Origin of the sequence: Aliivibrio sp. S2TY2 (assembly GCF_028765525.1) — a bacterium.
GTDB classification, from domain to species: domain Bacteria; phylum Pseudomonadota; class Gammaproteobacteria; order Enterobacterales; family Vibrionaceae; genus Aliivibrio; species Aliivibrio finisterrensis_A.
On the sequence record NZ_JARACS010000001.1, the window covers coordinates 419,349 to 437,072 of the forward strand.

Annotated in this window: 19 protein-coding genes; 12 read left to right on the plus strand and 7 right to left on the minus strand. The window is 39.4% G+C overall.

Translation table 11 applies throughout. The annotated features are described in order from the left end of the window. Positions 1-207: 207 nt before the first annotated feature. The 3 genes from PVK63_RS01910 (at position 208) to PVK63_RS01920 (ending at position 3,725) form a co-directional block, all read left to right on the plus strand. A complete protein-coding gene (locus PVK63_RS01910) occupies positions 208-1,266 on the plus strand; it encodes a transporter substrate-binding domain-containing protein (RefSeq protein WP_242511059.1) in 1,059 nt (352 codons plus the stop codon). Between the two features lie 57 nt (positions 1,267-1,323). Beyond that, complete coding sequence (locus PVK63_RS01915; RefSeq protein WP_130086779.1) at positions 1,324-2,259, plus strand: LysR family transcriptional regulator; 936 nt, start codon at positions 1,324-1,326, stop codon at positions 2,257-2,259. 260 nt (positions 2,260-2,519) lie between these two features. Next, positions 2,520-3,725 carry a NupC/NupG family nucleoside CNT transporter gene (locus tag PVK63_RS01920; protein ID WP_130086780.1) on the plus strand — a complete coding sequence of 402 codons (1,206 nt, stop codon included), beginning with the start codon at positions 2,520-2,522 and terminating at the stop codon, positions 3,723-3,725. A 73-nt stretch (positions 3,726-3,798) separates the two neighbouring features. Here PVK63_RS01920 and PVK63_RS01925 read toward each other — a convergent pair whose 3' ends face one another. From PVK63_RS01925 to PVK63_RS01945, 5 genes are all read right to left on the minus strand, one after another. Further along, positions 3,799-4,704 carry a glucosaminidase domain-containing protein gene (locus PVK63_RS01925; RefSeq protein WP_130086781.1) on the minus strand — a complete coding sequence of 302 codons (906 nt, stop codon included), beginning with the start codon at positions 4,702-4,704 and terminating at the stop codon, positions 3,799-3,801. 92 nt (positions 4,705-4,796) lie between these two features. Further along, the gene (locus tag PVK63_RS01930; protein ID WP_130043420.1) at positions 4,797-5,294 is read right to left on the minus strand and encodes a peptidylprolyl isomerase; all 498 of its coding nucleotides are present in this window, start codon (positions 5,292-5,294) and stop codon (positions 4,797-4,799) included. Positions 5,295-5,344: 50 nt separating this feature from the next. Then, on the minus strand, positions 5,345-6,196 hold the full coding sequence (gene bla, locus PVK63_RS01935; RefSeq protein WP_130086782.1) for a class A beta-lactamase: 852 nt from the start codon (positions 6,194-6,196) through the stop codon (positions 5,345-5,347). 35 nt (positions 6,197-6,231) lie between these two features. After that, positions 6,232-7,149 (minus strand): 1-aminocyclopropane-1-carboxylate deaminase/D-cysteine desulfhydrase, encoded by a 918-nt coding sequence (locus PVK63_RS01940; protein WP_130086783.1) that lies wholly within the window; start codon positions 7,147-7,149, stop codon positions 6,232-6,234. 81 nt (positions 7,150-7,230) lie between these two features. Then, positions 7,231-7,575, minus strand: a complete 345-nt coding sequence (locus tag PVK63_RS01945; RefSeq protein ID WP_130049205.1) for a YajD family HNH nuclease — start codon at positions 7,573-7,575, stop codon at positions 7,231-7,233. A gap of 71 nt (positions 7,576-7,646) precedes the next feature. On the opposite strand from PVK63_RS01945, the gene PVK63_RS01950 reads away from it, so the two are divergent. Next, positions 7,647-8,114: a methyltransferase family protein gene (locus tag PVK63_RS01950; protein ID WP_130086784.1), complete on the plus strand. Its 468-nt coding sequence runs from the start codon at positions 7,647-7,649 to the stop codon at positions 8,112-8,114. Here PVK63_RS01950 and PVK63_RS01955 read toward each other — a convergent pair. Continuing rightward, complete coding sequence (locus tag PVK63_RS01955) at positions 8,111-8,374, minus strand: DUF2798 domain-containing protein (RefSeq protein WP_122035143.1); 264 nt, start codon at positions 8,372-8,374, stop codon at positions 8,111-8,113. The two genes, PVK63_RS01950 and PVK63_RS01955, sit on opposite strands and share 4 nt — an antisense overlap. Positions 8,375-8,484: 110 nt before the next feature. On the opposite strand from PVK63_RS01955, the gene PVK63_RS01960 reads away from it, so the two are divergent. The 7 genes from PVK63_RS01960 to PVK63_RS01990 all read left to right on the plus strand — a co-directional run bounded on the left by PVK63_RS01960 (position 8,485) and on the right by PVK63_RS01990 (position 15,692). Then, complete coding sequence (locus PVK63_RS01960; protein WP_130086785.1) at positions 8,485-9,354, plus strand: LysR family transcriptional regulator; 870 nt, start codon at positions 8,485-8,487, stop codon at positions 9,352-9,354. Between the two features lie 108 nt (positions 9,355-9,462). Next, the gene (locus PVK63_RS01965; protein ID WP_130086786.1) at positions 9,463-10,239 is read left to right on the plus strand and encodes an outer membrane lipoprotein-sorting protein; all 777 of its coding nucleotides are present in this window, start codon (positions 9,463-9,465) and stop codon (positions 10,237-10,239) included. 31 nt (positions 10,240-10,270) lie between these two features. After that, positions 10,271-11,500: an ABC transporter permease gene (locus PVK63_RS01970; protein WP_130086787.1), complete on the plus strand. Its 1,230-nt coding sequence runs from the start codon at positions 10,271-10,273 to the stop codon at positions 11,498-11,500. Continuing rightward, positions 11,490-12,722 (plus strand): ABC transporter permease, encoded by a 1,233-nt coding sequence (locus PVK63_RS01975; protein WP_130086788.1) that lies wholly within the window; start codon positions 11,490-11,492, stop codon positions 12,720-12,722. The genes PVK63_RS01970 and PVK63_RS01975 overlap by 11 nt, the downstream gene beginning before the upstream one ends. Positions 12,723-12,732: 10 nt before the next feature. Further along, a complete protein-coding gene (locus PVK63_RS01980) occupies positions 12,733-13,416 on the plus strand; it encodes an ABC transporter ATP-binding protein (protein WP_130086789.1) in 684 nt (227 codons plus the stop codon). A 130-nt stretch (positions 13,417-13,546) separates the two neighbouring features. Continuing rightward, positions 13,547-14,449: a DnaJ C-terminal domain-containing protein gene (locus tag PVK63_RS01985; RefSeq protein WP_130086790.1), complete on the plus strand. Its 903-nt coding sequence runs from the start codon at positions 13,547-13,549 to the stop codon at positions 14,447-14,449. A gap of 64 nt (positions 14,450-14,513) precedes the next feature. Then, positions 14,514-15,692 (plus strand): hypothetical protein, encoded by a 1,179-nt coding sequence (locus PVK63_RS01990; RefSeq protein WP_130086791.1) that lies wholly within the window; start codon positions 14,514-14,516, stop codon positions 15,690-15,692. Here PVK63_RS01990 and PVK63_RS01995 read toward each other — a convergent pair. Then, the gene (locus PVK63_RS01995; RefSeq protein ID WP_130086792.1) at positions 15,689-16,543 is read right to left on the minus strand and encodes an SIS domain-containing protein; all 855 of its coding nucleotides are present in this window, start codon (positions 16,541-16,543) and stop codon (positions 15,689-15,691) included. The two genes, PVK63_RS01990 and PVK63_RS01995, sit on opposite strands and share 4 nt — an antisense overlap. 260 nt (positions 16,544-16,803) lie before the next feature. Here PVK63_RS01995 and murQ point away from each other — a divergent pair, with 260 nt between their 5' ends. Next, positions 16,804-17,706 carry an N-acetylmuramic acid 6-phosphate etherase gene (murQ, locus tag PVK63_RS02000; protein ID WP_130086793.1) on the plus strand — a complete coding sequence of 301 codons (903 nt, stop codon included), beginning with the start codon at positions 16,804-16,806 and terminating at the stop codon, positions 17,704-17,706. Positions 17,707-17,724: the final 18 nt, after the last annotated feature.

Below are 17,724 nucleotides of genomic sequence, written 5' to 3' on the forward strand. Positions count from 1 at the left end.
ACCCATCTTAATTAAAATCCTCTTTAGTAATTAAAATTAAAGGGGATTTTTTGTCTCTTATCCTAAGTATTAATTTCGATAATTAGAAGAATCTCCATTCAACTGCTACCTTTTAATAAGAGAATCAATTCAGTAGGGCGTATTTAGGGTTTACGGGAGAGTGGTATGTATGATGAGAAAAGGGCTTTCCGTTATTGTGTTATTTCAATGGTTATTTTTGTGGTAACAATACTTATAGGGATAGAAAAAACTGAAGCGAATACCGAGCTTAAAGTTGGAACCTATCATTGCCCACCGTTTATCTTTCATGACAAAAGCCAAGAGTTCGAAGGTCTAAGTATGACGTTATGGCAGCGGATTTCAGAGATCATGAAGGTTGAATATTCAATTCAAAATTATGAACTAGACGATCTATTGTTAGCCGCTGAAAAAGGAGAGATAGATGTAGGTGTCTCTTGTATATCAATTACTCCTGATCGTGAAGAACATGTCGATTTCTCACACTCATTTTATGAAACGCATCTTGCCATCACGGTAAAAAACCGTGGTTATCTTGATTCATTTATTAGCATCATTACCAATAAAACCTTATGGAAAGCGCTTGGTATATTTTTCTTTGTCGCGATAAGTGTCGGGGCTTTCTATTATTTTCTTGAGCGTAAAAATAATGACAAACTTTACTCTATGCCAACCAAGCGAGGTCGGTTAGCAGAAGCTTTTATTCTCGGGGTACTGTTTATTACCAAAGGGCCTTTCAACTATTTTGAATTTAAAACCTTATCAGCGCGAATAATGACCGTATTGATTGCTATGTTTTCAACCGTTTTCATTGCCAGTATTACCGCGATATTAGCAAGTTCATTAACATTGGAGCAGTTACGGTTTGATGTAAAAGGAGTGAATGATTTATCAAAATTGCAAGTAGGAGCAAAACAAGCAACAACGGCTTCTTTGTTATTGACCGATCACAGTATTGCCCATGAAACCTATCCTAGTATGAGGGCGCTATTAGTCGCTCTAGATAATGGAGAAGTGGATGCTATTGTAGCCGATGATGCGGTGCTGCGTTATATGATTAAACAAGGCAAAGGAAAAGAGATGTTTGCTGATTTAGTCGTATTACCGTATCAACTTGAAAAACAAAATTATGGCCTAGTTTTAGTTGAAAATAGCCCCTATGAAGAGAAGATCAATCGGGCGTTATTGCAGATCCGAGAAACATCAGAATGGCATCAAATACTATTGGAATATTTTACTGAAAATTAATCCTATAATGATACTATCTTCGCCCCAATTTCCCTTTTGCAGTAAAGGACATGATAGATGCACGATCGAGCCAGCCAAATGGTGATATTTTACGCCTTAGCCAAAGCGGGCAGTTTTACTGCGGCAGCAAAGCAAATGGGAGTATCAACGTCTCATGTTAGTAAACAGCTTGGAGTGCTAGAAGCCGATCTTAATGTGAAATTGGTACAAAGAACCACTCGATCAGTAAAAATTACCGATGCAGGTCAGCAGTTTTATCTGTATTGCGAGAAAATGTATCACGCAATGACCGAAGCCAGCGCAATTATGGATGATGAACGAGATGAAGTTGCTGGAGTGCTACGTTTAGGGTTATCTCAATCATTTGGGACTATGCATATTATCCCAGCGATTGATAAGTTACGTCAGCAATATCCCGATCTGCAAGTTGAAGTTCGCTTATTCGATCACCGAGCAGATATGCTTAAAGAAGGTTTAGATTTATGGGTAACAAACTTTGAAGATATCCCAGAAGGATATGTTGCACAACGTTTGGCAGATTCTCGCTTTGTTTTAGCGGCCTCACCGGATTATTTGATTGATAAATCTGTTCCTCATCATCCTCAAGATCTTATAGAGCATAATTGTCTTACCTATCAAAGCCGCTATCGTGATTACAGCAATTGGGATTTCAGTAAGAACAATGAAACGTTATGTGTCAAAGTGTCAGGAAACTATCGTGTCGATTTAGCAGAAGCAGTGCGAGATGCAGCTATCTCAGGTTGGGGAGTGGCTTATTTAGCAAGTTATTTACTAACTAATGAGTTTAGTGAAGGAAAGCTTATTCAATTATTACCAGATTGGAAAGCGAGTCAACAGATGCCAATTTATGCAGCGTATCCAAGCCGTAAGCACTTACCAAGAAAAATTACCGCAGTCATTGAGTTCCTGCGTGAGCATATTGGTCAGCAACCCTATTGGGATAAATCTCTTCTGAAATGGGTTAAATTATAGTTACTGATTAAATTAACATCAAGGTGATGATGTTAATTTAATCAATGAGTTATAGCGACTATTTTTAATGGAAGAAATATATTTTCCATATGGAAATAATCGTCATTCAAGTCGCTTGTCTCGTTTTATAAATCAACCACTTATGTACAGTAAGAAGTGTGATCTAAATCTCATTAACAGCGTGTTATCAATCCCGACTTGCACGCAAACCTTTGCGCATTAGAATGCCTGCTCTATTTTCGATAGCACAGGTTTCTATCATGACATCGCTACTTGGTATTTTTGCCATTTTATTATTCGCTTATTTATGTTCGACAGATCGTCGTAATATCCCTCTAAGAACCGTTTCTTTAGCGTTTGGTTTACAAATCATTTTTGCTTTACTTGTTTTATATGTTCCAGCCGGTAAAGAAGTGCTCAACTCAGTAACTGCAGGCGTTTCAAGCGTAATTGATTATGGCCAACAAGGGATTGCATTTTTATTTGGTGGCTTAGCGACAGGCAAAGTAGGTTTTGTCTTTGCCATTAATGTGCTTGGTATCATAATATTCTTCTCGGCACTTATTTCTGCTCTTTATCACCTTGGTATCATGCCTAGAGTAATTAACTTCATTGGTGGTGGGTTACAGCGTTTATTAGGCACAGGACGCGCAGAATCACTTGCCGCTACAGCAAACATCTTTGTAAGCATGGTAGAAGCTCCTCTTGTTGTAAAACCTTACTTAAAGCACATGAGTGATTCACAGTTCTTTGCTGTAATGACCTGTGGTTTAGCATCAGTGGCTGGCGGTACTATGGTAGGTTACGCATCGCTAGGTGTGGATCTTAACTTCCTTATTTCAGCAGCATTTATGTCAGCACCGGCTGGCCTATTAATGGCAAAAATGATGGTGCCACCGGGTGATGAAGCCAATAACGACGATGAAATTACCTCTGTTGAAATTGACCACGCAACAAACGTATTTGAAGCATTAGCAGATGGGGCAATGTCTGGTTTACGTATTGCAGTAGCAGTAGGTACAACACTATTAGCCTTTGTGAGTGTAATTGCTTTACTTAATGGTTTGCTTGGTCATGTTGGTGATTTCTTTGGTTTAAAACTAAGCTTTGAATTGATCCTTGGTTATTTATTTGCACCAGTAGCTTTCTTGTTAGGTGTGCCATGGAATGAAGCGATTCTTGCTGGTTCATTGATTGGTAATAAGATCGTGGTGAATGAGTTTGTTGCCTTCATTCAATTAATGGAAGTGAAAGACCAACTAAGTCCGCATTCTGTTGCGATTGTTACCTTTGCGTTATGTGGTTTTGCCAATATATCAACCATGGCTATCTTGATTGGTGGTTTAGGGAGCTTGGTTCCGGAGCGTCGTTCATTCATCGCTAAAATGGGATTCAGAGCGATTACTGCAGGCGTATTAGCAAACTTGATGAGTGCGGCGATTGCCGGTGTGATTTTGTCGCTATAGACGATAATAAATTTAGATAGTTAATAGTTAATAGTTAAAAGGTTGCGATGATAAGTCGCAACCTTTTTTGTTTCTAATGAGTAAATCGAATACGTACCGGAGCCGTGTTATCAAACTCAACATTATCAAAGCTATCAAGTTGATGGTGCTTGATTAGAGATTGTAAATTCTCAACATAGGCATCGCCACGCGTAGAGTAGTGAGATAAAGACTCAACTAACTCATAACCTGATAATTTACCTTCTGTGCTTAGTTTTTGGCGTAAAGTCCAAAGATCTTTATAGGCAGAGGTCGTATTTAAGTTGTACATGTAACGTGCAGTTCCAGCGAATAGGTTATCAAATGCAGCTACTTTTACATGCCCACCAGGGGTACTTAAATACTTACCGCCTTTAGAAGATAAGTGCTCTCCATATAATCCATTCCCTTTAACTGCAAAGTAACTGGTTCCCCAACCACTTTCATCAATCCCTTGAGCTAGAACCATACCAACAGGAATAATATCAAGACGTAAAAGTAGGTCATCAATGTTGTTTGATTTAATATCATAAGATGTCATTAAGTCATTTAACCATACCGTTTCTTCTTTCGACCATTCACTTTTAGGTTGCTTTGATAGCGCGATAACGTCATGTCTAACCGTACTTATGCGTTTATTCACCTCAATAATGGTAGGCAGTAATAAACGAATAAACCCTGAAATCTTCTCTTGAACAGGCAGTGAATTCAGATCGCTTGGTAGGTTTTCAACAAAGAACGAAGGGATTTGATCTGTTTTATTTACATTAGCCAATTGATACTGATGCTGCTTAAATTCATTGATAAGAGATTGAGCTGATTCAAGCGTAGTGACTTTTACCTCAGGGTAGGGGGCGATGATCTTCTCTGGTGAAATAGGAAGATCAGCAGCAAATGTACTAGAGGATGTAATGAAAAGCAAAGAAGCAGAGATATGTTTTAACTTTTTAGATAAAGACATAAATAGAGTTCCATTGTTAATATTAATAGGATCGAAAACGGTGCTAAACCAGCACCGTTGTTAGTGTTTATGTTGAGATAACAAAGAGCTCGTTACTCTTCAACGATCGTCACTTTCTCGATCACAATACTCTCTTTTGGAACATCGTCAAACTCACCAATAGATTTGGTTTTGATCTTTGCTATTTTCTTAACCACATCCATGCCAATCGTCACTTCACCAAATACCGCATAACCCCAGCCTGCGTTAGTGGTTGCAGTGTGGTCAAGAAAAGTATTGTTCGCGATATTAATAAAGAACTCACTGGTGGCAGAGTGAGGGGCATCAGTGCGCGCCATAGCGATAGTACCGTTTAAGTTTTTCAAACCACGGTTCGCTTCATTCACAATCGGTGCGCGCATTTCTTTTTCTTGCATGTCCGCAGTAAAACCACCGCCTTGGATCATAAAACCTTTGATAACACGGTGAAAAATAGTGCCTTCGTAAAAACCATCTTGGCAATATTTTAAGAAGTTTTTTGAGCTTACCGGTGCTTTTTCTTTGTTTAGCTCAATGTGTATATCGCCGAAATTGGTAGTAAAAATAATCATACAGTTCACGTCTATTTAAAAAGTAATTGGGAAAGATTATACGTAGTTTCTTAGTTTATGTTGAATTCTTTGAATATTGCATTGCCCACTTCCACAATCACTTGATTACGTGCAGCCATGTCTAAATTCGTTTGAGTCAGATAAATAGATATAATAATAGGCGCACGCTTTTCATTCCATAGAACAGCGGTGATACCACGAGATCCAAAACCACCAGCACCAGAGCGATCCGCAATTGACCAGTTTCTTGGAAGAATCGAACGTAATAATGGATCTGAGACCTTATTATTGACCATCCAACCTTTTAAGGTATTTTTGTCTGCTGTGGTAAGTGTTTGACCAAATAACAGCTCATTAAGTGTATTTGTCATCGCATTTGGAGTCGTTGTATCCCTGACATCTCCCTTTTGTGCTTCATTTAATTCAGGTTCAATACGGTCTAATCGAGTAATGTCATCACCAATTAAGCGTAAGAAAAGCGTGAGAGAAGTTGGAGTTCCAGTTTGTGCTAATACTATATTGGCTGCAGTATTGTCACTCATCAGCATCGTAGCTTCGCATGCGCTCTCTGTACTAATTGTTTCACCGATAAACTTTTCAGTGATTGGAGACCATGGAATGATAGATTCTTGAGTCACTCTTGTTAGTGCTTCTTTATCTAAAAGGTCATTACTTGAGTTGTACAGCATTTGAGCACAAAGCAGAGTTTTAAATGTACTCATCATTGGAAAGCGTTGGTCGCCTTTATAGCTCCAGGTAGTATCTGTTGCGGTATCTAGAACTGAAATACCGATAGTACTAGAGCTTGATAGTTCAATGGCTTCAACCGTTTCTAATGTAGAAGAAGCAAATACAGAATGAGAGAGTAAAGTTAAGCAAAAAAGCAGTGCGTTACATTTCATTATTAGTCCTAAAGGATATCTTTTATAAATATAGATTAATCAAATTTTCGTTGGTAACGAGGCAACATACTTTCGTTACCTAACAAACCACCTTGATGGATATAAACTAACGTTTGATTGGCGTTATTTGGTATCCAATCATTCAAGCAACGCCACATCAAAGGATCGTATAGAAGTTCAAATTCAACGTCAGTTTGTAAGAGAAGAGTTTTCCATATTTCATAATCGTGACGATATAACTTTCCAAAATGGTGTTTTTTCGTTGGTGTTAAAATCTCAGGATGATCTGTTTCACCAAGCTCTAAAAATTGCTCGGTAAGATAAGAGTCTCCGCCAACACAAGCACAGGTAATCACTTTTATATCATGGGCTTTTAAATGTTTATGAAGAAACAGCGCCGTTGTTCCTGTACCAGAAGGCAAAGCCACGGTTAGAGAGGTCAATCTCTGTTCTTTCTTCCATTCAATAAGCTCTGCTGCCAATTGCTTTACGCCGCTTTCAGCCAAACCACAACGGCCGCCTTCAGGCACAAATAATTCATGCTCTCTTGGTAGCCTAACTTGTTGAATGTAATCTAAGCTCCCTAGTGTGCTGCCATCATCTAGTTTGGCGTTATCTGTCTCATTTAACGCGATAATATTTGCGCCAAGATCCAATGCCGCACGATAGTTCCCTTTTGGTGATTCTTTTAAGAATGAAGGAACATGGTCAACGTAAAAATCTAACTGCCAACCTTTTAGTTGAGCCAATGCCGCTAACGAGTAGAGAGAGTTTGCCTGTGGTGAACCATAACCAATGATCGTGGTTATATTAGAAAAATCACCATCTAATAACCCCATAAACTTGCGAGCTTTATTGCCAGAAAATTGAGGATGAAGTTTATCATCGCGCTTTAAATAGAAATCAACACCATTAAATTGATGCTGAGTTACTGGGCTGTTTTGGATTTTCATGATGAGATATAAATATAGACTGTAGGGAAGGAGAGATGACCTTTCAGTGAGTTGAAAGGCCATATAAATCTGTAATGAGAATTACTTTTTCATCATTGATTTTAAAGCTGCAAACGGGTTGTGTGTTGCACCTTGATGATCATCTTCACCCGCTTTAATTTCAGAACCGTACTGGTCATGCTCTGTATATTTTGAATGCTCATGATCGTGGCAGAAAAGGCACAAAAGTTCCCAGTTACTGCCGTCATTTGGGTTATTAGTATGATCGTGATCTTTATGGTGAACCGTCAACTCACGTAAATTTGAATAAACAAATTCACGCGCACAGTTACCACAAACCCAAGGGTACAGTTTTAATGCTTTTTCACGGTAGCCACTTTCTTGGCGGGCATAAGCGGCACTAGAGCCATAAAAATCAGATGACATATAAATCTCGACTGCTAAAGTTAATACAATAATTATATGGAAAGAATATACCACGTTTTTAAGGAGAATAAATGCTATCAAAATTAGAGTTGAAAATTCCTCCACCGCTAGTCATGTTGCTATTTATGGCGACAGTCTTTGGTTTTGACAAAATAATGCCATTTGATCTGTTTTATCTACCTTGGTTAACTTATGTGCTTGTTATTAGCTTAATCGTACTTGGCGGGTTCGTGTCGTTATGGGGGGTAAAAGAGTTTAGAGACGCTAAAACCACAGTAAACCCATTAAAACCAGAAAGCAGTTCATCGCTTGTGAATTCAGGTATTTATCAATATACACGTAACCCTATGTACCTTGGTTTCTTGTTTATTTTACTCAGTTCAGTGGTTTATACCCAACACCCACTAGGGTTGGTGAGTGCGCTAGGTTTTATTGCTTACATGAATCGCTTTCAAATTGAACCAGAAGAAAAAATGCTAGTTAAACTTTTTGGTGATGAGTTTGTTGATTACATGAATCAAGTTAAACGCTGGTTTTAATTTGCCATTTTAGATTGCGTCGTAGCTGTGTTGGTTTTGTTATCTCGACATAACCACGCGGCGAATTCGCGAATCTTCGGTAAAATAGTTAAGTTAGCAAATATCGCAACAGGCCAAGCAATAGTAAACCCATTCATCCACGCAGATACCCATTCCGAACTAAATCCACCCATTCTAATCGCAGACATTGAACCAGACATTATTAATGCCATTGTGACTGAAGACAGTAAGGCTGAAAGCCAAAATTGTTTTTTACTCATAAATATCTCTCTCTTTATTAACGAATTTTTTTTAACACTAATCGTGCTTGTTTCGATAGAGTGAAGTATATTAATTTCATTAATGATAAAAAATAGCGAGAAATAAAACCATGAATTCCATATTTGGAAGTATTGATGATCTGTTTTTATTTTGTAAAGTGGTTCAGCTTGGATCTCAGCAAGGCGCAGCCAAAGAGTTAAAACTACCAGTATCAACCGTGTCCCGACGACTCTCTTTAATGGAAGAAAAACTCGGTGTTCGCTTGTTAGAAAAAAAGGGACGAGAGCTTGTTGCAACAGAAACAGGTCAGCAATATTACCAACTGCTTGAAAGTCAGTTTACCGATTTAGAAAGTCACTGCCATCAGTTAAAAGATCATAAAGAGGAAGTAACAGGCACGTTACGTTTATCCCTGCCTTATCGTTTCTATAATAGCTATGTTAGAGAGTTGATTACTGATTTCTTATTGGAGTTTCCCCACACTCAAATAGAAGTCAATTTATGTGCAGAAGACGCTTTACCAGAAACAGATCGAGATTTAGTTCTAACTTTTGATATTAGTCGAGCTGAAGGGATGATCGCTCGTCCGCTATTTTTAGCAAAGCATAGCGTGTTTGTCTCTCAATCGTATTGGCAAAATAATGACGTTACAGATATAGAGACTATTGATTGGATCCGCTTAGATGGCCAAAAAAGTTTAACTTATACCGATGCAAAGCAAACGTTAAAACAGATTAATATACATCCTCGTCTGCAAGTGAACGATTTGGATCAAGTCATGCATGCGGTTATTAAAGGATTAGGCGCAGCACGATTACCCATTCACCTTGTGACTCCAGAGATGGATCTCGTTGAGGTTTTTTCTGAATATCAATTTCCACCAAGGCAATCTTATCTGGTCTATAAACAACGAAAATTTCAACCCAAAGCATTAACCATATTAATCGAACGTATCATGACTAGCATGGAGCGAACTTGACATTTCTATGACAAAGATTTGGATAATTTCGTCTTAGAGGTCACGAAAATATTAGCCTAAACATTCTATTATGTGTTTATAAATTAAGCATCATGGCTGGGGTGTGATATGAAACATAAAATAAAATTATTGATTAAAATAGTACTGTTTTTTGCGTTTTTCGGCGTAGTAGGTCACGTATTTGCTGCTGATGAGTTAAGTGCAAATACGATTGTTAAAAAGTCGGATGCTCAAATGCGTGGTAATTCAAGTTACACAGAATTAACCATGAACATTATACGTCCTGATTGGACTCGCAGCATGAGCATGAAGAGCTGGACTAAGGAACAAAATCTCTCTTTAGTATTGATTACAGGGCCAGCAAAAGATCGCGGCAGTGCTTCTCTTAAGCGTGATAAAGAGATGTGGAGTTGGATACCAAATATTGAGCGAGTGATAAAAATAGCCCCTTCAATGTTGGGCCAGTCATGGATGGGCTCTGATTTTACCAATGATGATTTGATCAACCAATCTTCAATAGTGGTGGATTACGACCACAAAATGGTTAAACAAGAAATGATCGACGGCGATAAAACATGGGTGATTGATGCAATAGCAAAACCAGATGCGCCTGTGGTGTGGAGTAAAGTACGTTTATGGATATCACAAGAGACGTTCTTACAACGCAAAGTCGAGTCGTATGATGAGTTCGATGAGCTAGTTAATACCATGACAACCTATGATATTAAAGAAATGGGCAATCGCATGGTAGCAACAAGAATGGAAATGGTGCCTGCCAATAAACCCGGTAATAAAACCGAAATGATTACCCATAAAGCGCAATTTAATTTTCTTATCAATGATGAGTTTTTCTCACAAGGCCAAATGAAATCATTACGTAATTAAGCCATTAATTCCTTATTTCTAGGCGGTAAACATGCTCATTAAGTTAGCTTGGCGAAACCTATGGCGACAAAAAAGAAGAACCTTGCTAACGGCCTCTGCGTTGGCGCTGGCCTTGTTGCTTTCATTATTAATGCGAAGCATTCAAGAGGGCAGTTATACCGCAAACATCGAGAATGCGGCTCGTTTATCTACGGGTCTTATTCAACTGCAAAATCCAGAATTTAAAGAAAGCCAAAGCATTGATGATTTATTGCCAATGAGCGATGACTTTATCAAACCCACCAAGCAACAGCCTAATATTGAATTTGCACTTCCACGTATCGAAACCTTTTCTCTTGCTGCCGCGAATGATAAATCAAAAGGCGTGATGGTGGTGGGTGTCGATCCAACACCAGAAACCGCTTATTCTGGTTTGGCAAATAAAGTCGTTAAAGGAAGCTACTTCTCATCAGACGACAAAGCCATTCTTATATCAGAAGGGCTTGCCCAATTTTTTAATCTCACCCTTGGTGACGAGGTTGTGCTTTATGGGCAAGGCTATCGAGGTCAAACCGCTGCTGGATTGTATCTGATTAAAGGGATTGTGCATTTTCCAATGCCTGAGTTGAACAACCAACTTATTTATTTACCTATCAAAGAAGCATCTCATTTATTTAGCACAGAAGATCAAGTCACCGCTTGGGTACTGCATACTCGTGATTTTTCACAACTGTCACAAACAGTGGATGATCTACAAATAGGGTATGGCTCAAACGTTGCTGTTCGCCCTTGGAATGATCTTAGCCCCGAAATGGAACAGCAGATCCAAATTGATCGGGTGAGTGGCATTATCATGATGTACATCTTATACGGTATTGTTGGCTTTGGTCTGTTTGCCACTTTACTAATGATGACCTTAGAAAGGCAGCGAGAGTTTGGCGTGATGCTAGCGACCGGAATGGTTCGAGTAAAGCTATTAAAGTTATTAGTTCTTGAATCCCTGTTTATCGGATTGTTAGGTATTGCTATAGGTTTAGTTATTGCCATTCCTATCTTAGGCTATTTGTATATTAACCCTATCACCTTAACTGGAGATACGGCACAAGCCATGCTTGAAATGGGCTATGAACCAATAATCCCAGTATTAATTAGTTCAGGCTTATTTATTGATCAGATAGTGATTGTAATAGGGCTACTATTGCTCTGTCTTATTTATCCACTGTGGCGTATTTACCATCTCTCGATTGTCTCTGCGCTTAAAGGAGGTTCGCATGCTGGTTAAATTGGCGTGGCGCAACGTATGGCGCAATAAATTACGAACCTCCATTATGTTGGGAGCCATGATTTTTGGTGTCGCTGGTGTTATGTTGATGATGGGGTTTATGAATGGGATCATTGATAATTTGGTAAAAAATACCATTCAGTGGCAAACCAGTCATATTCAAATCCATCAGAAAAATTACGCATTAAATCCAGACATTAATCTGGTGATTGATGATGAAGCTGAGATAACCAAACAGCTAGAACAAGCACCACAAGTCAAAGCATGGACAAGCAGAACCTTAGTTAATGGCATGATAGCGTCAGCACGCAGTACGCGTGGTATTCAAATAAACGGCATTGATTTAGAGTCAGAGCCTAAGATAACCCCAATTGCAGATCATATTCTTGAAGGGGAATGGCTTGATAATAAAGGTCGAAATCCCATTTTAGTGTCACAGAAAACGGCGGATCGATTAAAGCTCAGAGTTGGCTCAAAAGTCGTGCTCACGTTTACCGATATGACAGGAGATGTTACTGGTGCGGCGTTTCGAGTTAGGGGGATCTTTAAAACCTCATCCAGCACCTTTGATGATGCCAACGTGTATGTCAGAAAAGCCGATATTCAACAACTTGGCCAAGTGCATTTTGATCATGAAATCGCAATTTTGCTGCACGATGAGGCTCAAGTTAGTGATTTTCGCGATCAATTGAGCCGTGATTTTTCAAGTAATCACTCTTCAAATAACAATAGCGTGCAGGATTGGCTTCAATTACAGCCAATACTGTCGACTATGATGAGTTCGATGAATGCCGGTAATCAAGTGATCTTAGTTATTTTTGTTATCGCAATGGGCTTTGGCATCATCAATATTCTTCTGATGTCAGTCTTTGAGCGAACCAGAGAGTTTGGCGTATTAATGGCAGTTGGAATGAAGAAAGGCAATATTCGCCGTTTAATCATTTTAGAATCCGGCTTTATTGGAATAATTGGCGCGGGCTCTGGTGTTATTTTCTCCTTATTTTTATTGTTTCTTCTTAGCAAAACCGGAATTCCACTTGAAGCGATGGCAGAAGGGTTAAATGCATTTGGTATTGATTCGGTTTTATACCCAAGTGTCGCTTTCAGTGATTATGTCACCGTTTTTGTGACGGTGTGGTGTGTCAGTGTATTAGCAGGGCTTTATCCTGCCCATCAAATTATTAAAAAGAAACCCGTCGAAGCCATGGCAGAGAAACAATAAGGTAAAAAGTATGACGATAAAAATTGAGCAGTTATGCAAAACCTATAACCCAGAGTCGGATTTTCCTGTCCATGCGGTTGATCACCTTGATTTGGTTATTGAGCAAGGTGAGTTTGTTGCGGTGATTGGCCCATCAGGATCAGGAAAAACAACCTTATTAAATATGTTGGGTGGGATCGACAGCGCTAGCTCAGGAAAAGTGAGTATTGATGGTAATGAGCTGACAGTTATGGACGAAAAGAAGCTGATAGAGTTTCGTCGTGACAATATAGGATTCATCTTTCAAGACTATAGTTTATTGCCTATATTAACCGCATTAGAGAATGTGGAGTTCGTTATGCAGTTACAGGGTCACACAGAGGTGGAGTGTAAACACAGAGCGCAAGACTTACTGAAAAAAGTAGGCTTAGAAGATCAGCAGCATAAAAGGCCAGCCCAACTCTCTGGCGGACAGCAGCAACGAGTTGCGGTTGCACGAGCGCTCGCTCCAAGGCCGCGCTTTATTATGGCAGACGAACCAACGGCAAATCTAGATGCTAAAAGCACCGCAGAGCTGCTTGACATTATGGAGAGCTTAAATAAAGAAGAGGGAACTACATTTATTTTTTCTACCCATGATTCAAGGGTATTTGATAGAGCTAAGCGAGTCATCGTGTTTGAAGATGGACAATTGAAAGAAGATAAACCGCAATAACTGCCGCATTTTGTGAGATAGATCTTGACCTTAATCTGATAGGACATAAACTCCTTTGATTAGATTTATTTAAGAAAGGTATGAGCAGCTCTGTTTTATGCCTGTTTCTATTCATTGACGAGGTTAAGTCATGTCTAAACGTGATTATTATGAAGTCCTTGGTGTCTCCAAAAGTAGTACAGAAAAAGAGATCAAAAAAGCGTACAAACGTCTTGCGATGAAATACCACCCAGATAAAAATCCAGGTGATGCGCAAGCCGCAGATAAGTTTAAAGAAATTAAAGAAGCGTATGAAATTCTAACTGATGCTGATAAACGCGGTCAGTATGATGATTATGGTCATTCAGCATTCCAAAATGGTGGCATGGGTGGCGGCGGTTTTGGCGGTGGTCATAGCCAAGGTTTTAGTGGCTTCGAAGATATTTTCGGTGGCGCATTTGGTGGTCGTTCACGTGGTGGTTTTGGCGGCGGCGGTGGTTTTGAAGATATGTTCTCTCAACAGCGTCAACCACGCCCACAAAAAGGTCAAGATCGTCAGTTTAGCTTAACGGTTGAATTTGCTGAAGCGATTAACGGCTGTGAGCAAGTTATCGAATTACCAGTCAATGGCGTGAACAAAAAAATCAACGTTAAAGTACCTGCAGGTATTGAAGACGGTGAGAAAATTCGCTTTGTTGGTAAAGGCGAAGCGGGCGCATACGGTGGCCCAGCAGGTGACTTATTAATTCAAATTCATGTTCGTGCACATACACACTTAAAACGTGAAGGTAATGATTTAATTTGTCCAGTAACGACTGATTTTGTGACAGCAGCACTGGGTGGTGAGGTTGAAATTCAAACGCTAGAAAGCCGTTTTAAATTAAAAGTACCAGCAGGGACTCAAAACGGTCGTAAATTCCGCATGAAAGAAAAAGGCGTGAAGAGCCGTAAAGGTGCGACGGGCGATCTAATGGTGGTTATTACTGTGGCGACACCGACGAATCTGACTGAAGAGCAGAAAGAATTGTTGATAAAGTTCAAGGAACTGTCGTAACCTGATTATTATCAAACAGACATAATACTTATCTAGAATAGGTATCACTAAGGGGCATGAACTGATGAAGAGAATATTCACAAGGTTCGTGCCTTTTTTATTATTACTTCCCTTATTAAGCCACGCTCAAATTCCCGGTTTAGCCCCAGAGAAAAGCTGGGATTTAAACGGCTATGTAAAGTACATGGCAACCAGTACCATCCCAAACTCGGGCGACGCTATCTTTGATAATATTGTCCATCAACGTTTTAATTTTGAATACCGATTTAATGATCAATTACGCGTGAATTTGGGTATGCGCAACCGTCTATTATTTGGCGATAGCGCTGAGTACCCAAATTATGGTGACTTTATCTCTTATGATCCCGGCTACGTTGATTTATCTAAAAATTGGCTAGATAAAAAAGGGATGATAGGAAACACGCAATTTGATCGAGCTTATCTCAATTGGAATAAAGACGATTGGCAATTTCGAGCTGGGCGTTTTCGTATAAATTGGGGAATGACCACCGTATGGAACCCAAACGATATCTTTAATTCATATTCCATCTATGATTTTGATTATGAAGAGCGCCCTGGAACCGATGCAGTAATGGTAAGTAAAAAACTCGGTTTTGCGAGCTCAATTGACTTGGTTTTTAATCCCAGTTCAGACAGTGAGTTAGACAGCTATGCTGCGCGGTATCTGTTTAATAAAGAGGGGTGGGACATGCAGGTATTACTCGGTAAGTCTCAGCTAGATTATGTGGTAGGTGCAGGCTTTGCAGGGGATATTTATGGCGCAGGGCTGCGTGGTGAGTTCAGTTGGTTTGAGCCCACTCAACGTCGTTATGATAACCAAGATCTCGTTGCATCCAGTGTTTCAAGCCTTGAAATGGATTATCGCTTTAATGGAACTGAAAACTGGGTGATTCAAGGCTCTCTCATGCATATCTCAGAACCTCAAGATGCCGACAACGCAATGGCATACTTAAATTTACCACTCAGTGCCAGAACCCTTAGCTTTACCCATTGGACATGGTATTCAAGCTTAGGTGTGGATTTATCGCCATTATCAAGACTCACCTTTATGAACAGTTATTACGATGATGGATCTTTCTTTGTTGGTGTTAATCAGACCTACTCACTAGCCGATGATTGGCAATTAATTGGTGTTGTGCAATATTTTGATGGAGCGAGCGACAGCGTGTTTGGCGAAAACCCAAGTACCTTGCTATACGCTCAAATCAAATGGAGTTTTTAGCGTACTTTATTGATAGACGATGAAATATCATCAATCAATAGTTTTGCCGTATCACTTCGAGACTGGAACAAGGTCATAAATAGTAAATCAGTCACGACATTTTGCGCGGTTCTAGATGAGATAGACGAGCCACGAAATTGACGTTCATCCGCAATGGTATCAATGCAATAACTTGCAATCTTTCTTAATGGATTTTTCTTTGTTGAAGTTAAGGCAATAACGGTAGCGCCTTTCTCTAATGCAGTTTGTGCTGCGACTAACATTTCCTTTCGATTGCCTGAATAAGAGATCACTATCTGGATATCTCCAACCGAGAGCGTATTCGCTGTGGCTATTTGAACATGACTGTCTTGCTCTGAGAGTGCAACCATACCAAGTTTAAGCAGTTTAAAAGCCAGATCTTTAGCCGTTAATGCTGAGCCTCCAATACCCACAATTTGAATTCGATCCGCTTGGTTAAGTAGAGCGGTAATAGTTTCAAACTCAGAGAAATTAATTGCGTTTGTTGTAGCAATCAATGCGTGAGTTTTTTCTTGTACCAACTTTTGTGCAATCGTAAGAGAAGAGTCGTCACTATTTATTTTATTATGGATAGGGCGCTCAGGCTCTAGAATCGCTTGTTTTCTTCCAAGATCTTCAATAATTGCTAGCTTGAATGCAGTAAACCCTTTAAACCCGAGTCGCTGGGTAAGTTTCACAATACTCGATTGCGATACGCCTACTTTGCTGGCCAATTCTTGACTGGAATATGATCCAATTGAAGAGGGCGCCTCAAGAATGAAATCTAAAATTTTGATCCCATTGGTTGATAAGCTGCTTCTTTGGTTTTGAATCCTTTCTAAAATATTCATTTACCTTCACTTTTTTTGAATTAATTATTCCAAAATTAAAACTATTATTCCAAGTATGTGCGATTTATTTAACTTGTTGAATTTGTATATTTTAACTGGTATTTGTATTGTTTTTTTATTTGGTTTTTATCGTAATTATTCTTTCTATTTTGGAAGTTTAGAATAACTTTTGTTGTGATTTTGGTCACTAAATGGAATTTTTTATTCTTTATGATGGCAACCATTGAAATTGAGAATTTAACTTTTAAAGAGTACAGATTATGAAAATCGATCTAACCACATTAGTAACAGAAAGTCGTAACCAAGCCAGTGAAAATATCGATGTGTTATCAACGGTTGAAATGCTGACAGTGATTAATAAAGAAGATCAAAAAGTCGCTTTAGCCGTTGAAGCCATTCTTCCTCAAATCGCAGAAGTGGTCGATGCCATTGCAATCGCATTTCAATCAGGCGGACGCTTAATCTATACCGGCGCAGGCACTTCAGGCCGTTTAGGTATTTTAGATGCGAGTGAATGCCCTCCGACTTATGGCTCTAACCCTGATTTAGTGGTTGGTCTCATTGCTGGCGGCCATCAAGCGATTCTAAAAGCAGTAGAGAACGCAGAAGATAACCGTGAATTAGGCGCTTCAGACTTACAAGATTTAGGCCTCAATGAGAAAGACGTATTAGTTGGTATTGCAGCAAGCGGTCGTACTCCTTATGTTCTTGGTGCGATGGAATACGCAAAATCAGTAGGGGCAACGGTTGCAACACTAAGCTGTAACCCAAACAGCCCAATGACAGAGCTTGCCGATATCAATATGACACCAGTTGTAGGCCCTGAAGTGGTTACAGGCTCTTCTCGCATGAAAGCAGGAACGGCTCAAAAGCTTGTGCTGAATATGCTAACGACAGGAGCGATGATCCGCACAGGTAAAGTATTTGGTAACTTAATGGTTGACGTAGAAGCAACCAACGCAAAATTAGTGCAACGCCAAAAGAACATTGTAATAGAAGCTACAGGTTGCCAAGAATCAGAAGCGGCTGACGCCCTATCTCAATGTGATAATCACTGTAAAACAGCCATTTTAATGGTTTTGTCTGGGTTAGATGCAAAAAGCGCGAAAGCAAAGTTAGCAAAACATAATGGCTTTATTCGCAACGCGCTTTCAGACCAATAACGGCTAAGCGATAGCAAG

Coding starts and splice junctions, on each gene's coding strand:
- PVK63_RS01925 (WP_130086781.1), bottom strand. CDS start 4,704: ATGTCTTTATCTAAAAAGTTAAAACATATCTCTGCTTCTTTGCTTTTC.
- PVK63_RS01930 (WP_130043420.1), bottom strand. CDS start 5,294: ATGATTATTTTTACTACCAATTTCGGCGATATACACATTGAGCTAAAC.
- PVK63_RS01955 (WP_122035143.1), bottom strand. CDS start 8,374: ATGAGTAAAAAACAATTTTGGCTTTCAGCCTTACTGTCTTCAGTCACA.
- PVK63_RS01920 (WP_130086780.1), top strand. CDS start 2,520: ATGACATCGCTACTTGGTATTTTTGCCATTTTATTATTCGCTTATTTA.
- PVK63_RS01950 (WP_130086784.1), top strand. CDS start 7,647: ATGCTATCAAAATTAGAGTTGAAAATTCCTCCACCGCTAGTCATGTTG.
- PVK63_RS01940 (WP_130086783.1), bottom strand. CDS start 7,149: ATGAAAATCCAAAACAGCCCAGTAACTCAGCATCAATTTAATGGTGTT.
- PVK63_RS01990 (WP_130086791.1), top strand. CDS start 14,514: ATGAAGAGAATATTCACAAGGTTCGTGCCTTTTTTATTATTACTTCCC.
- PVK63_RS01995 (WP_130086792.1), bottom strand. CDS start 16,543: ATGAATATTTTAGAAAGGATTCAAAACCAAAGAAGCAGCTTATCAACC.
- PVK63_RS01945 (WP_130049205.1), bottom strand. CDS start 7,575: ATGTCATCTGATTTTTATGGCTCTAGTGCCGCTTATGCCCGCCAAGAA.
- bla (WP_130086782.1), bottom strand. CDS start 6,196: ATGAAATGTAACGCACTGCTTTTTTGCTTAACTTTACTCTCTCATTCT.
- PVK63_RS01975 (WP_130086788.1), top strand. CDS start 11,490: ATGCTGGTTAAATTGGCGTGGCGCAACGTATGGCGCAATAAATTACGA.
- murQ (WP_130086793.1), top strand. CDS start 16,804: ATGAAAATCGATCTAACCACATTAGTAACAGAAAGTCGTAACCAAGCC.
- PVK63_RS01915 (WP_130086779.1), top strand. CDS start 1,324: ATGCACGATCGAGCCAGCCAAATGGTGATATTTTACGCCTTAGCCAAA.
- PVK63_RS01980 (WP_130086789.1), top strand. CDS start 12,733: ATGACGATAAAAATTGAGCAGTTATGCAAAACCTATAACCCAGAGTCG.
- PVK63_RS01985 (WP_130086790.1), top strand. CDS start 13,547: ATGTCTAAACGTGATTATTATGAAGTCCTTGGTGTCTCCAAAAGTAGT.
- PVK63_RS01970 (WP_130086787.1), top strand. CDS start 10,271: ATGCTCATTAAGTTAGCTTGGCGAAACCTATGGCGACAAAAAAGAAGA.
- PVK63_RS01960 (WP_130086785.1), top strand. CDS start 8,485: ATGAATTCCATATTTGGAAGTATTGATGATCTGTTTTTATTTTGTAAA.
- PVK63_RS01910 (WP_242511059.1), top strand. CDS start 208: ATGGTTATTTTTGTGGTAACAATACTTATAGGGATAGAAAAAACTGAA.
- PVK63_RS01965 (WP_130086786.1), top strand. CDS start 9,463: ATGAAACATAAAATAAAATTATTGATTAAAATAGTACTGTTTTTTGCG.